Origin of the sequence: Streptomyces sp. NPDC047886, from assembly GCF_043204435.1 — a bacterium.
Taxonomy (GTDB): Bacteria; Actinomycetota; Actinomycetes; order Streptomycetales; family Streptomycetaceae; genus Streptomyces.
Genome location: NZ_JBIDCF010000018.1, coordinates 1 through 13,773, shown reverse-complemented (window position 1 = coordinate 13,773; position 13,773 = coordinate 1). Strand labels below are relative to the sequence as shown.

The 13,773-nt window shown below is 71.2% G+C and carries 12 protein-coding genes; 5 read left to right on the top strand and 7 right to left on the bottom strand.

What is annotated here, in order from left to right:
• Positions 1–224: 224 nt before the first annotated feature.
• The 4 genes from ACGF5U_RS31575 to ACGF5U_RS31560 form a co-directional block, all read right to left on the bottom strand.
• Positions 225–2,213, bottom strand: a complete 1,989-nt coding sequence (locus ACGF5U_RS31575; RefSeq protein WP_392718670.1) for a hypothetical protein — start codon at positions 2,211–2,213, stop codon at positions 225–227.
• Between the two features lie 243 nt (positions 2,214–2,456).
• A complete protein-coding gene (locus ACGF5U_RS31570; RefSeq protein ID WP_392718700.1) occupies positions 2,457–3,251 on the bottom strand; it encodes a polysaccharide deacetylase family protein in 795 nt (264 codons plus the stop codon).
• Positions 3,252–3,253: 2 nt separating this feature from the next.
• Positions 3,254–4,687 (bottom strand): glycosyltransferase family 2 protein, encoded by a 1,434-nt coding sequence (locus tag ACGF5U_RS31565; RefSeq protein WP_392718672.1) that lies wholly within the window; start codon positions 4,685–4,687, stop codon positions 3,254–3,256.
• On the bottom strand, positions 4,680–5,780 hold the full coding sequence (locus tag ACGF5U_RS31560) for a GNAT family N-acetyltransferase (protein ID WP_392718674.1): 1,101 nt from the start codon (positions 5,778–5,780) through the stop codon (positions 4,680–4,682). The genes ACGF5U_RS31565 and ACGF5U_RS31560 overlap by 8 nt, the downstream gene beginning before the upstream one ends.
• A gap of 680 nt (positions 5,781–6,460) precedes the next feature.
• Here ACGF5U_RS31560 and ACGF5U_RS31555 point away from each other — a divergent pair.
• Entirely contained in the window at positions 6,461–7,213 is a 753-nt protein-coding gene (locus ACGF5U_RS31555) for a DUF6879 family protein (protein WP_392718676.1), read from the top strand.
• A 16-nt stretch (positions 7,214–7,229) separates the two neighbouring features.
• On the top strand, positions 7,230–8,081 hold the full coding sequence (locus tag ACGF5U_RS31550) for a helix-turn-helix domain-containing protein (RefSeq protein WP_392718678.1): 852 nt from the start codon (positions 7,230–7,232) through the stop codon (positions 8,079–8,081).
• Positions 8,082–8,284: 203 nt separating this feature from the next.
• Here ACGF5U_RS31550 and ACGF5U_RS31545 read toward each other — a convergent pair whose 3' ends face one another.
• Positions 8,285–8,530, bottom strand: a complete 246-nt coding sequence (locus ACGF5U_RS31545; protein WP_392718680.1) for a hypothetical protein — start codon at positions 8,528–8,530, stop codon at positions 8,285–8,287.
• A 250-nt stretch (positions 8,531–8,780) separates the two neighbouring features.
• Here ACGF5U_RS31545 and ACGF5U_RS31540 point away from each other — a divergent pair, with 250 nt between their 5' ends.
• From ACGF5U_RS31540 to ACGF5U_RS31530, 3 genes are all read left to right on the top strand, one after another.
• The gene (locus tag ACGF5U_RS31540) at positions 8,781–9,341 is read left to right on the top strand and encodes a GntR family transcriptional regulator (RefSeq protein WP_392718682.1); all 561 of its coding nucleotides are present in this window, start codon (positions 8,781–8,783) and stop codon (positions 9,339–9,341) included.
• Positions 9,338–10,120, top strand: coding sequence for a GntR family transcriptional regulator (locus tag ACGF5U_RS31535; protein WP_392718684.1), 783 nt, complete (start codon positions 9,338–9,340; stop codon positions 10,118–10,120). The genes ACGF5U_RS31540 and ACGF5U_RS31535 overlap by 4 nt, the downstream gene beginning before the upstream one ends.
• A 419-nt stretch (positions 10,121–10,539) precedes the next feature.
• Positions 10,540–11,292 (top strand): helix-turn-helix domain-containing protein, encoded by a 753-nt coding sequence (locus ACGF5U_RS31530; RefSeq protein ID WP_392718686.1) that lies wholly within the window; start codon positions 10,540–10,542, stop codon positions 11,290–11,292.
• A gap of 74 nt (positions 11,293–11,366) precedes the next feature.
• Here ACGF5U_RS31530 and ACGF5U_RS31525 read toward each other — a convergent pair whose 3' ends face one another.
• Together ACGF5U_RS31525 and ACGF5U_RS31520 are read right to left on the bottom strand one after the other, a co-directional pair.
• Positions 11,367–11,726 (bottom strand): hypothetical protein, encoded by a 360-nt coding sequence (locus tag ACGF5U_RS31525; protein WP_392718688.1) that lies wholly within the window; start codon positions 11,724–11,726, stop codon positions 11,367–11,369.
• The coding region (locus tag ACGF5U_RS31520; protein ID WP_392718690.1) for a polymorphic toxin-type HINT domain-containing protein at positions 11,726–13,773 on the bottom strand (2,048 nt) is incomplete at its 5' end. The genes ACGF5U_RS31525 and ACGF5U_RS31520, both read right to left, overlap by 1 nt.

The following is a 13,773-nucleotide window of genomic DNA, read 5'->3' as shown; positions in this document are numbered from 1 at the left end:
CCGGCGGCCGCAGGCACCGGGCGGCCGCCGACGCCGGGCGGGCGCGGGGTGCCGAACGCCTGTCGGCGCCGCGCTGCCGGAGTCGCCGTATAGGCGCCGCCGTGCCGGTCCCGCCCTGCTGGTGCCACCCTGCTGGTGCCGCCATGCCGGTGCCGGCATGCGCCGGTGCCGCTGTGTCGGTGCGGTGGGGCACATGTGCCCGCACCGGCCCGGCGGGGGCGGTTTCAGCGCACGTACCGGAGGACGAGTCCGTGCTCGTTCTCCTCCACGACCGTGAACAGCGGCGACCGCTTCAGGTCGTCGCGCAGTCGGGTGAAGCCTCCCTCCGGCAGATAGCCCTCACCGATGACCGCCTTCTCCTGGGTGGCGGTGAGGAGCACGTACGCCGTGCGACCCCCGGGGATGCCGGCCGCCAGGTACCCGGCCGGGTCCCGGAGCATTCTGAGGTTCTCGGGAACCTCCTGCTCGGTGAAGAACCAGCGCTCGTAGTGGGCGTAGCGGGTGTACGCACCGGGGAACGACCCGGTCGTGGCGAGCATCAGCGCGCCGTCCGGCGCACGGTCGTACGCGCGCCGTACCAGGGCGAGTTCGGCGGGTGGCGCGTAGTGCATGCCCTCCTTGCCGTAGTACGAGGGAAGGAACCCGGCCAGCAGCGCGGTCAGCGCGACCGGCAGGGCGACGGTCGAGACCCGCCGGGCGGTCCGCCAGGACCGGGACCTGGCGGCGGCGCCTGCGGCCGGCACGAGCGCGGCCGCCGCGAAGAACGCCGCGCCGGGCAGCCCGAACAGGTAGACCCGGAAGAGCATCTCGCCGCCGTAGTCGTTGACGGCGAACATCGGGAGCGGCGCCGCGGACGCCAGCAGCAGCGGCAGCGCGCTGCGGGCGAGGCGGCGACGGGTGAGGACGGCGACCGAGGCCAGCGCGGCGAGGGACAGCACCATCAGGATGTTGGCCGCGCCGACCAGCTCGGGCCCCGGGCCGGTGGGCTCCCCCGCGTACCCGGCCCGGGAGTTGCCGAGCAGGTCGCCGAAGGACTCGCGCAGGGTGCTCAGGGTGTCGAGGAACAGGACCCGGCCCATGGTCAGGTCCCAGGCGAGCATGACGGCACCGGCGACGGCCAGCAGCCCGAGGTTGCGGTAGCGGCGCGTGAGGCACAGCGCGGCGAGCGTGGCGCACAGCATCACGGGCGTGAGCTGGTGCGAGGCGTTGACGGCGGCGATCAGCGGGACGAGGATCACGACGCAGACAGCGCGCTGCCGCGTCCCGGTGGGCGGCGGCACGGCGGCCGCCGCCGGGTCGAGCCGGCCCCGGTCGCGCAGCGGCCCGGCCGCCCCCGGCCGTACGAAGTGCCGTACGACGACGGCGAAGACGGCCAGGTACAGCAGGTACGAGAAGCCCTGCGGCGACAGGTAGTCCTGGCCCACCCAGTTGGCGAGCTGGAAGATCCACACGCCGGTCCACACGAGCCGCCAGTCGTCGCTGAAGGTGCGGTAGACCAGGAGGAGCACCGGCAGGGTGAGCAGCCCGAGGACGACCGGCGCCCAGTTGATGTACGCGGTGGCGCCCTCGACGCCGAAGGCCCGTACGAGCGCGGCGTTCAGCGAGAAGAACCCGGGCCACTGGTCGTACGCGGCCATGCCGCCGGACAGCTCGGCGTACGGGTGGACGGTGCCCTCGGCCAGCAGCCGGGTGATCACCTCGTCGTGCTTGGCCGCCCACGCGTACCGCACCGTGTCGTAGAGCACGGCGGGCGGCGCCTTCAGGGCGACGAGCATGGCCACGCAGTACCCGGCCGGCCACCAGGGCGCGGTCCCGGCGCGGCGCAGCGTGACGACGAACCCGGCCGTCAGGACGGCCAGCGAGGCGTAGTACGTGGCCGGGAAGCGGTCGAGGAGCCCGTAGTCGCCGATGTCGCGGAAGCCGATCCGGGGCAGCGCGTACACCCACAGCGCGGCCGCCACCAGCAGCGGCAGCCAGCTGAACAGCGCCTGGGGCCGCAACGGCGCCACCGGTCTACCGGGGCGGGTCGCGGAGGCGGGTCCTGAGCCGGTTCCGGAGGCGGGTCCTGTCGTATGGGACTCAGCCGCCCCGGCTGTACCGGCGGACGCGCTCGACTCGGCGGACTCGGCAGACTCGTTCGACTCGACGGACTCGACGGACTCGGCGGCCTCGGCGGCCTCGGTGGACTCGACTATCCCAGTGGACTCATCCATCCCGGGCTTCTCGACTGCCCCGGCTTTACCGGCTGTCTCGGCGGACGGCAGCGCGCTGCCCTCTCCGGCCGGTGCGGGCACGCGTTGCTGCACTGAGCGACTCCCCCCACGGATGTGGTCGCGGCCGTCACGCCGCTGTCCCCTTCAGCGAAGTATAGGAACATCCTTCGCGTTTGCCTGGCTCTCGCGCATTCCTGTGTACTTCCCTGCCCCATAAGGCAGTTGGACAGCCGTCGGCACCCGTCACCCGGCGAACTCTGGCCCCCTGGCGGCGGCGCGCGCCCGGCGGTACAGCCGCCACCCGACCGTCGTCGGGGAGTCGCGGTACGGCGCCGTCCGCGCTCCGCGTCCCGCCATCCAGTCCTCGACGTCGGCGACGGTGTGCGTACGGCGCACGATGAGCCGGGCGATGCGGTACGCCTCGTCCCGCTCCGAGCTGAGCGCGTGCCGTACGGCCACCGCCGACGCGTACCCCGCGTCACGTGCGGCGCGGCGCACCGCCCCGCTGTTGTAGCCGTGCGGGTACGCCAGGTGCGCCACCTCGTGGCCGAGGACGCCCTCCAGGACGAGCTTGGCCTCGCGCAGCTCACGCCGGACGACCCGGGGCGGCAGCGTGTCCAGTTGGGCGTGGGTGACGGTGTGGGCGCCGACCTCGATGCCGTACTGCTCCAGCAGCGGCGCCTGGGACAGCCCCATCATCGGCGCGGGCGGCAGCAGGCTGGTGCGGCCGGGTGTGATCGCGCCGGTCGTCAGGTACGCGGTGGCGGGCAGCGACCGGGCGGCGAGCGCCTCGGCGGTGGGGCCCGGCAGGTCGGCGAAGCCGTCGTCGAAGGTGAGCACGACGGGCCGGGGCGGCAGGCCCCCCTTCCCCGCGAGATGATCGGCGAGCGCGGAGAGCGGTACGGCGGTACGGCCGGCGGCCACGATGGCGTCCAGCTGCGCCGCGAAGTCCTTGGGCGTGACGGTGAACTCGGCGATCCAGTCGGGCGGGTCGTCCATGACGGCGTGGTAGAGCAGTACAGGTACGGCGGCGGTCATGGTCACCTGGCCTCCCAGGGGAGCGCGAGGCCGCGTACGCGGCGGCGGGCCTTCAGATAGCCGACGGGCCCGTACAGCATGCCGCGCCGTTCCAGCCGGGAGAGGCCGCGCGGCCAGGCGTACGCCTGCGTGCCGTGGGCCCCGGGGACGCCGTGCGTGCCGGGGGAACCGTGGGCCACGGGCGGCGCGCCGTCCGGGTGGACCGGTTCGCGGCTGGCGGTGATGGCGCGGGCGTGGGCGAGGCCGCGCGGGAGGCGGGACAGGAGCGCGGGCAGCAGCGCGGGGCGGCGGGCGAGGATCGCGGTGAGGTACGCGGTGAGCCCGGCCCCGTAGCCGTACGCCTGGTTCCGCAGGTCCTGCCAGGTCTCGCGGTGGTGGTGCCAGACGACCGCCTCGGGCGTGTAGCGCAGCCGGTGCCCGGCGGCGAGGACGCTGACGAACGCGTACAGGTCGTCGCCGCCCCGCGCGGGCGTGCCGGTGCCGGTGGCCGGGTCGAACCCGCCGGCGGCCTTCAGCACCCGTGTCCGGAAGGCCATGCTGGCGCCGGAACCGAAGCTGCCGGCGGTGAACGGGAACAGCGGCTCGTCGGCGGGCGGCCGGGCCGGGTCCCACTCCTTCACGGCGAACCCCTTGGCGAACCCGCCGTGGCTCTCCAGCAGGATCTGCGGGGTGGTCCGCAGCCGCGCGGGAAGGATCAGCCCGGTGACGCACCCGATCCGGGGGTCGTCGGCGAACGGCGCGGTGAGGGCGGTCAGCCAGTGCGGGTCGGCGATGACGTCGTCGTCGGTGAACGCGACGACGGGGGCGTCGGCGGCGGCGACACCGCGGTTGTGGGCGGCGGCGAGGCCGGGTACGTCCTCGCGCACGTACCGCACGGCCCCGGCGTACCTCCGCTCGACGAGCTCACGGGTGGCGGCGGTGCGCGGCGCGTTGTCCACGACGAGGACCTCGTAGTCGGGATGGTCCTGGTCGAGCAGCGAGTCCAGGGCACGCCCGAGCTGGTCGGCGCGCTCGCGCGTGGCGACGACGACGCAGGTGCGGGGCGGAACGGCGTACGGCGGGTACGCGGGCGGACCGGGCGGACCGGGCGGTCCGGGCGGACCGGGCGGACCGGGCGGTCCGGGCGGACCGGGCGGACCGGGCGGGTCCTTGAGCGTGGCACCGGCCGACCGGGCGAGATGCGCGGCGGGGTCGGCGCCCTCGGGTACGAACCCGAGTACGGTCCCGGCGGGCCGCCCCCGCAGCCGTACCAGGGCGTAGACGAGCCCTCCGGCCGCGACGGGCGGGGCGCCCGGGGCGGGCCTGAAGGACAGGACGGGCCCGTCGGCGGAGTCGAGGTCGAGCTCGGCGACGGCGACGGGCCCGAGGCTCTGGCCGGACCCGGGACCGGTGCCGCCGGGGCCCGTGCCGCCGGACCCGGTGCGTACGTCAGACATGGGGTTCCCTCCGAACTCGCCCGACCTGGTTGAGGGCCCGCTGCGCGTAGCCGGCGAGCCGGGGCCTGCTGCGTACGTAGCTGTGGGCGCGCCGGACGGGTTCACGGCTCAGCCAGCGCAGGCCGGCCCGCACACCGGGGCGCGCGCAGGCACCCTCGTGGACGCGCAGCTCGCCCGTCTTGAGGGCGTCCTTGTACTCGGCGGTGCCCCGCCCGAGATCCAGCACGCGGACACCTTCAGCGGCGGCGGCCTCGGCCATGCGCAGATGCAGGATCAGTCCGGGCGAGAACTTCGCGAACTCGGGGTCGTAGGCGGGGAACCAGCAGGACAGGACGGTCGGCGAGCGCAGCCCGAAGTGCGCGGCGATCGGCCGCTCGCCGAGGTACAGCACGGACAGCACGCCGGAACACCCGGGCGCCCGCACCTGGTGGAGCCCGCGCACGAGCTCGCTGATCCAGTCCTGCGCGAACCGGTCACGGCGGCCCGTCCTGCGGTACTGGGCCGACTTCCAGCCCATGAGGGTGCGCAGGGCGCCGGGATCCCGCTCGTCGAACACGAACCGGGGCTCGCCCGCGGCCTGGCGCCCCAGCCGCCGCTCCTTGGCGAGGGTGGTGCGCAGGAACTTCGGCGACTGGGCGCGTAAGACGTCCTCGTACGCGGCGTAGCCGTCCGCCACGTCGATCACGGGCGAGGCGAACGACTCGGCGACACCCCCCGCGAACAGCCCTTGGCCGCCCTCCAGGTTGTCGAACTCCCAGGCGGCGAGCCCGCAGCCGCGCAGCAGGGCGGCGGCGGAGAGACGGACACCGTCCTGGAGGACGACCCCCTGGCAGTCGGACACCCCGAACCCGACGGCCCGCCCGTACCCGAGGGGCCCCGTCTCGTACGGGAAGAACCCGACGGCCTCACCGCCCTCGCGTACGACCCCGACCCGCGCGGTCCGGGGCCGCACCCGCCCGACGGCCAGGGTGAACTCGGGTTCCATGAACGGATTGGCCCCCGCCCCCGACTTCCCCCGCAGCTCCCGCCAGACCTCGATGTCCCGCTCCGTCAACTGCCCGGGCCTGACGACATGAACCGTTACGCCGCTCAACTCGGACCCCCCGGTCTCCCCCTGAGCCCTGCTGGAACAGGACGGTACCGGTCGGCCTCGCCCCAGGACAGACCCATTCGCCCATCTTGTGACCGACCCGTGAACCACGACGAGCGCCGGAGGCTCAGGGTTCGCCGCCGCTCCGGTTCGCCGCGATCGTCCGCCACAGCGCGCGGCGTACTCGGCACATGGGCCCACACGCGAAGTGCGACTGCCCGTGATCCAGCAGGCGGCGGTAGACCTCCCGGCGCACTTCCCGGGCGCCGGGAGTGGCGCGCGAGGCCACCGGTCCTGCGGTCACCTCCGGTCCCCCTGCCACTGCGACAGGTGCCGGTCGGCGTGGCGCCGGATCTCCACATGGGCATCGGAGACCGCCGACATGTCGCCGGCCGCCCTGGCTCGTACTCGCTGTCCGGCCAGGGCCGCGCACACAGCGCATCCCTGCACCGGTGACGGATCAGGCGAAGGCATCGGCAGGTGAACGGGCGCGCTCAGAGAAGTCTGCTGCATACAGGCGACGCTAGGAGAGCCGGTTGCGGGCGACCACGCGATGTTCTCGATTGTTCTCGCCGCGCCCTCACATGTTCTCGGATGCTCTCCGCTGGGCATCGCCACCCTGTACCACCCGGCATCCCGATCCTGAATCCTGGGCGAAACGGCCCCGCGTGAAGGACGTGACCATGGCCCGACGCCTGCGCTTCAACGGCACCGGCAGCGGTGAGGGCGGCTGCCCCAGCATCCACGAAGACCTGGACAGCGGAGAGATCGTGGTGCATGGCCCACCTCTCACCGATCCGAGCGACCTCGCACAACTCCGGCATCTGTCGCCCGGCGAGGTCCCGATCGTCGTGCCGCGCGAACTCCTCGTCGACTTCGGCCCCAAGGAGGTGAACCGCGTGCGCCGTGTCATCGACCTGGACGCCTTCGGTGGACTGTTCGACAGGTTCGAGCACACGGCCTGGCGGCTGGAGACCCGGCGTCGCTACGCGTCGGACGAGTCGACGGACACGTACGCTCAGTTCCTCCGTGGCGAGAAGCCCGCCTGGGATCTCGATACGCCGTGGTCCACGGCCATCCGCGAGAAAACCGCCTGCGGGGCGACCGTCGGACGCGTCCGCGTTGTCGATCGGCCTCCGACGCCAGGGCAGCGCTATCTCATGGCCCACACGGAGAAGAACACGGCTCTCGGCGAGGACATCCGCAACCTGTGGCGGACGGACGCCACACGTCTGAAGCTTCCCGCCGAGGATTTCTGGATCTTCGACTCTCGTCTGGTCGCGCTTCTCCAGTTCGATGACAGCGACGACCTGACCGCCGTCGAGCTCATCACGGAGCCGGCGGAAGTCCTTCGCTACACCCGGGTACGGGACACCGCATGGCACTACGCCCTCCGGCACGAGGCGTTCGCGGCACAGGTGAGCGGCGGGCGGTAGCGGTTACGGTGGAGCGGTGAGCACGGACTTCCAACAGGCGCGCGAAGCCCTAGGAGAGCGACTCAGGGAGTTGCGGGTCTCGGCGCCCGGCGGTCGGCTCACCGGCACCGTCCTCGCGCAGCGGCTGGGCTGGCCGCACTCCAAGGTCTACAAACTGGAGAACGGCCGCCAGACCGCGTCGGCCGATGATCTCCGCTCCTGGGCGGAGGCGGCCGGGGCTCCGGAGGCCGCCGAGGAGCTGCAGGCACGCCTCAAGGGCGCGGAGTCGAGACATCGTTCCTGGCGGCGCCAGTTGGCGGCGGGGCACCGCCCGGTGCAGGAGGCCCACAACGACGCTCAGGCGAGCGCGTCGGTTCTGCGCGCCTGGGAGTCGTCCTGGGTCGTCGGCGTACTCCAGACTCCCGACTACGCCCGCGCCGTCCTGACCCGCTTCGCCGAACTGCACGGCACGCGAGGCGACATCGAAGAGGGCGTACGCGCCCGCATGAGGCGGCAGGAGGGGCTGTACGGCTCCGGCAAGCGCTACCACGTCCTCCTGTGGGAGGGGGTTCTGCGTTCCCTGATATGCCCGCCCTCCGTACTCGCCGCCCAACTCGACCGGCTCCAGGGCGTGATCGGTCTCGACAGCGTCGATCTCGGCATCGTCCCCTTCTCGGCGGCTCTCAGGCTTCCTCCCGGGCTCGGCTTCTGGATCTACGACGATCGTCAGGTGACCGCCGAGACGTGGCACGCGGAACTCTGGCTGGACGACGCCGACAGCGTCAGCACCCATCTGCGGGTCTGGAACACCCTCCGAGAGTCGGCGGTGTTCGGCCCCGATGCGCAGCGGGTGATCCATGAGGCGCGCCGGGGCCTGGACAGGCACTGAGGCCCCGCCCGGGTCGGGAAAACCGGCGACCCGGTGGGCGGGGTCGCGGTGGGGCACGACATCCCGGTAAGGACTCGGGGCGGTACCGGTCGGCCTCGCCCCAGGACAGACCCATTCGCCCATCGTGTGAACGACCCGTGAACCACGCCTCGCTCCCCCGCACGGCCTTGCCTCCGTCCGGGGGCACCCCGTCACGGCGCCGACTACTCCTCCCGCCCATCCCGGGGTGCGACGGGGGCGCTGAGACTCAGGGCTTCCACGAGCAGTACGACCACGTCGGCCCGGACCATTCCGAGATCCACGTAAGCGCCTCCACGGCGCGTGACGACAGGCCGGACGACTCCGTGGGCAGTCCTCGGCACTCCGAGCGACGTCAACGCCTCCTTCAGCGCCTCGGCGGCCTTGTCGGCCCGCTCCCAGCCGTCACGCCAGTCATCCAAGCGCAGCATCAGGCGTGCCTCTCCGAGTGTGCGGCGATCTCCACGTCGCAGTCCGTCACAACCGAGTAGTCACCCCGCTCGCGCGCTTCGGCCCGCTGCCTGCCCAGGGCGCCACACACACCGCAGCCGGTGGTCGGCACAGGGAGAGGAGCCGGAACCAACAGATGGACGGGCTTCGGCGCGCCCTCGTTCTCGCCGCCCAAGAGACTGCTTCCTTCCCGGTACGACTCCCCTACGGTTGCGAAAGAAGGCCACGGCGATGCGGGAGGACACCATGGGCGAAAGGGACGACTGGGTCAGCATGTCGATGCCGTATCTGACCCCACGCGAGGAGGGCCGGCCGGACGCCTGGGCGGAAGAGGCCGCCGGACGGGGACGCAAGGGCACGCAGCGCATCCTCTTCGCCGGCGAGGTCCAGGCCGGCCCGGAAGTGGCGGCGCTGCTCGGCCTGGCGGAGGGCGAGCCCGTGATCGTACGCCGCCGTGTCATCGAACTCGACGGTGAGACCTGCGAGTTGACCGACACCTATTACCCCGTTGCGATCGCCCGAGGCACACCACTCGCCGGGACGGCGAAGATCCGTGGAGGCGCGGTGACCCTGCTCGCCGCCCTGGGCCATGTGGGCGTGCGGATCCGCGAGGACGTGACCGCCCGCATGGCGACCACGGAGGAGCGGGACGTACTCAAGACCGGCACCGCTCAGCCGGTGCTCCGCATCGCGCGGCTGACCCTCGACGCCGACGAAAGGCCCCTTCAGGCGGATCTCATGACCATGCCCGCTCACCGTCAGCGACTGCGCTACGAGCTCAGGATTGGATGACCGTGCCACTTACCGAGAGGGAGGCCCACGACCCCCGGCCGTTCCACGAGCGCATCGCAGCGGACCTGCGCGATGAAATCATGAGCGGCGATCTGGCCCCGGGCGCGAACGTGCCCTCCACGGCGCGGCTCAAGGAACGGTTCGGCGCGTCGAGCGCGACGGTGCAGAAGGCCCTGGGGCTCCTCAAGGACGAGGGCTTGGTCGTCGGCCGGGCGGGAGCCGCCGTGACCGTACGGGAGCACCGACAGCGCACCATGCGGCCCGCCGCGTACATGACTCCGGCCGGAGAGGGCGAACCGTTCCGCTGGCTCACCGAAGCGGCGAAGCACGGCACACGGGCCGAAAGCACCCTGCTGGAAGTGGTGGAAGCCGTTCCGCCGGCAGACGTACGCGCCCTCCTCGGCCTCGCCGCAGACGAGACCGCTGTGCTGCGGCGGCAGGTGCTCACCATTGACGACGAACCGGTGGAGCTGGTCACCTCCTACTACCCCGTCGCCATCGCTCGGGGCACAGCGATGGCCGAGCACCGCAGGATCCGGGGTGGGACACCCACCCTCCTGGCCGAGCTCGGCTTCCCTCCGCGTCTGAGCGTGGACCGCGTCTCGGCACGCGTGCCCACGCAGGAGCAGGCGACCGCCCTGCGCATGCCCGGAGACCTGCCCGTCCTGCGTACGCTGCGCGTGGTCTACAGCGACCGTGATCGGCCCATCGAGGCCACGGTGATGGTCAAGGCGGGCCATCTCTACGAGCTGCAGTACGAGTTCGCACCGGAGGCATGAGCACCGCGGCCGCCCAGGTCCTTCACCCTCGTCGGCGAACCGACGAAGACCAGCCGTTACCTCCAGGTGCGCGAGAAGGCGGGCGTCGCGATCCGGCACCGAGGCCCCGCCCGGGTCGGGAAAACCGGCGACCCGGTGGGCGGGGTCGCGGTGGGGCGCGACATCCCGGTAAGGACGCGGGAGAGAACCACTCCCGTCCAAACCCGGACGTCTCACACGATCGGGTGATCAGCTAGCAGATCGGACGGCCGACACGGTACGGTCGCGCCAATTCACCAACTCCATAAAAGACTTCGGCCCCCGGTCGGGACTGGCATCCCGGTCGAGGGCCTGATCACCTAGGAAGCAGCACCTTCCCGATGACTGTTGCGCAGTTTAACGCGCCCCCGTCCGCGCGCGGCGGCTCTTCAGCCGCAGGAGTGACCCACGTCCGCCATCGGCACCGCGAGAAGTTCACGGTCGTCGGCAACCATCTCGCCCAGCACCAAGGGCTTTCCGCCTGCGCCATCGGCATCGGCGTCTACATCCAGTCGCTGCCCGACGGTGCCCTCGTCGGCATCAAGGTACTCACCGCCCGCTTCCCCGAGGGCGAGACCCGTATCGCGGGCGCCCTGCGGGAGCTGGAGGCCGCCGGATACCTGGAGCGGACCGTCGAACGCGTCGGCGGCGCCCGTATCGTCACCCGTACGACATGGCACGAACGCCCCGGTCACCCCGCCGAGCCGCCGAAACCGGTACGCCCGACGCCGCCGACGCCCCGGCGGGCGCCCGAACCTGTCGCCGAGCTCACCGAGGAGCTCCGCCCCGCCGCCACGCTGCTCGCCGGGCTCCGGCAGCACGAGCCCCGCCTGACACTGTCCGAGCAGGACGTACGGCGCCTCGCCCCGCACGTCCGCGAGTGGCTGGCGCGCGGCATCGACCCGGCGGCCGTCACCCGCACCCTCTCCGGCGGGCTGCCCGGCGGCACGATCCGCTGGCCCGGACGGTTCCTCGAACACCGCCTCACCGCCTGGCTGCCACCCCACCTCCCCGAGCCGGCCCCCGCCCCGGCCCCGGACGCCCCAGCCCGCCCCGCGCCCATGCAGAACTGCGACGGCTGCGACCGAGGCTTCCGCGCCCCCACCCCCGGCAAGTGCCGCGACTGCCGCGAGACCCGCCGGAGTGAGGCTTAGCGCCCTGCCCTCGGCGACGAAAAAAGTCGGCCACCCCCGCTTTCGCAGGGGTGGCCGACGAACAGCACCCTCACCTACACGTCGAACGCGAAGAGAGAGGGATCGTCGAATGCGCATTCCGCCTCCCGCCAGGCGGGCCTGGCGGAGAGGACGAAGGTGCGGGCGTTCGAGTCGAGCAGGTAGATGCGTCCGCCGCGCAGGCCGTCCGGCAGCGTCCCCTTGATGCGGGAAGCGTCCTCGGCACCTGCTTCGGCCACGGTCAGGCAGTTGTAGGCCGACCTCACCGACATGAATTCGACATGCCCGAAATAGACCTCGACGCGCGTGGTCGTCTTCGCGATCCTGTCAGGATTGCTCCGCAGAATCAGCTGCCGATGCGAGGCGTTGAAGCTCCAGACCTCGAATTCCCTACCCGACTCGAACAGTACCGCCATTAAATACCCGCCGCCTTTCGCAACGCCGCAAAGTCCGGCATATGCATGGTAGCAGGCATGCCATTCCAGTACCAGTTGATCGAATTCCAGTCACGGTTTCCGAGGATGACGTTCCTGCCGATTACGCTCATTTCCCAAGCGGTTCCGTAACCGGACTTGGTCGCCATCTTCAGTCCACCCTGGACCCCTCGGATGTACGCGTTGGCGAACGCTTCCTCAGGTGTCGCACCAGGAAGGCCGTCGAGCGTCACAGTGAGCCTCGTGTTGGAATCACCGACCGCGTTCTGGACGCCGTTGATCCAGCCCGGAAGACCGTTCTCCTCGACGTCGCCGTAGTCGCTGTCGTTGAAGGTGTGGGCCGAGGTGTCGCCTGCGGCGCGGCGCTTGGCCGCGAGAGCGTCCGAGTGCTTACCGACTCCCAGGACGACGCTGTCACCACAGTTGTGAACGAGGATCGACGTCGGCCCGGCCTGCACGTAGTACGTGTGCAGATCGCTGACCGTGAGGTTGTGGACGGTCTCACCCGGCGCCGTCCAGCGTTCGACCGCGGCGACCTCGACATAGGTACCGGAACTCGTCTGCAGCCACTGGCCGGACTCGAGGCCCGTGGCCTCGATCCACTGCTCCAGCTGAGGCACCCAGAAGGGATGCCCGTCGGTCGCGGTGACCGTCGCGGTCTGGGCGCCCTTGTCCCCATCGGTGTCGATGGTGACCCTGACCAGCTTCTTGAGGCCCTCACCCTTGATCTCGGCGGTGACCGTCTGTGCGTTGGTCTCGCCGGTCTGCGGGTCGGTGGCCAGGACCTTGTCGCCGTTCCGAACTTCCTCGATCGGCTTCGACGAACCATCGGCCATCAGGACCATGGTGCCCGGGGTGAAGCTGTTCTCAGCCTTCTTGCAGCCTCCACCACCAGAGGACTTCGATTGCGTGGTCTTCTTCGGCTGGCTGCCGGCTGATTTCTTTCCGGCACTGCTGTTCTGAGAATTTCGAGCGGTCGCCTTCTGCGACTTCTGAGTTGCGTTGCCCGTCTTCTGGGCATTCTTCTTCGACTGGCGGGTGAGGGCCTCCTGAGCCTTCTTCTTGAGTTGGGCCGCCTTTGCCGCCGCCTTCTTCTTGGCCTCTGCGGCCTTGCGGGCGGCTTCCTTGGCCTTGCGGGCCATTTCGAGGATCTTGCGGGCCTTCTCCTTGGCCTTCATCCAGGCGCTGATGGCACCCGCGATCCGCTTGGCCGCACGCAGCACACCGGGGATCTTGGACACCTTGAACCACGGGATGGCGTTGAGGAACAGGCTGCCGCAGGCCCACAGGTCGCCCCGCGAGAAACAGCCGACGACGTCGTCCCAGCCGACGAACTCCTTCAGCGCGGCCCAGCCGACGCTCATGATGATGTCGCCGATGGACTTGTTCAGCTGCGAGTTCGCCCAGGCGACCTCCGAGTTCGACGGGCCGCCGTAGTCACTCCCGCCGCCGGACTCCGACGCGAGGCCGGTCGGGTCGGAGAAGGTGACGGGGTTGTTCTCGCAGTACACGTACCCGTTCTTCTGCACCGGATCGGCGAGATCCAGCAACGGGTCGGCGGAGATGAACCGTCCGGTCGACGGGTCGTACTCCCGTGCACCGAGATGCACCAGGCCGGTGGAACGGTCGTCCTGGCCGCCGACATAGCCCTTGTGGGAGCGCCAGTTGGCGTGCTCGGCGCGCTTCACTCCGAACGGGTCGAGCTTGTTGAACCTCACCGCGTTGCCCGCGGCGAGCGTCACCTCCACATACGAGGTTCCGGTCTGGTCCGACACCTGCATCGTGAGCGTCGACGAGCCGGTGCCGTACGCGATGCGCATGACCGTGGGCGCGCCGGGCTGGCCGTAGTAGCGCTCGGTGTAGGCGTGAGCGCCGTTGGCGGCCATGGCCACCGTGGTGTCGCCCAGGTGGAGGGTGCGTTCGCCGGCCGAGATGGCCATCAGGCGTTCGCCGCCGGGACCGTAGACGTAGGTGGTCTCGTTGGCGGGGACCCAGGACTGGGCGGTGCCGTTGGTGTCGCAGGTGGAGA

Bases quoted from the DNA above. Each gene is read 5' to 3' on its own strand.
- ACGF5U_RS31570 (WP_392718700.1), bottom strand. From the start codon at position 3,251: ATGACCGCCGCCGTACCTGTACTGCTCTACCACGCCGTCATGGACGAC.
- ACGF5U_RS31535 (WP_392718684.1), top strand. From the start codon at position 9,338: ATGACCGTGCCACTTACCGAGAGGGAGGCCCACGACCCCCGGCCGTTC.
- ACGF5U_RS31565 (WP_392718672.1), bottom strand. From the start codon at position 4,687: ATGTCTGACGTACGCACCGGGTCCGGCGGCACGGGCCCCGGCGGCACC.
- ACGF5U_RS31545 (WP_392718680.1), bottom strand. From the start codon at position 8,530: ATGCTGCGCTTGGATGACTGGCGTGACGGCTGGGAGCGGGCCGACAAG.
- ACGF5U_RS31575 (WP_392718670.1), bottom strand. From the start codon at position 2,213: ATGGATGAGTCCACTGGGATAGTCGAGTCCACCGAGGCCGCCGAGGCC.
- ACGF5U_RS31540 (WP_392718682.1), top strand. From the start codon at position 8,781: ATGCGGGAGGACACCATGGGCGAAAGGGACGACTGGGTCAGCATGTCG.
- ACGF5U_RS31555 (WP_392718676.1), top strand. From the start codon at position 6,461: ATGGCCCGACGCCTGCGCTTCAACGGCACCGGCAGCGGTGAGGGCGGC.
- ACGF5U_RS31525 (WP_392718688.1), bottom strand. From the start codon at position 11,726: ATGGCGGTACTGTTCGAGTCGGGTAGGGAATTCGAGGTCTGGAGCTTC.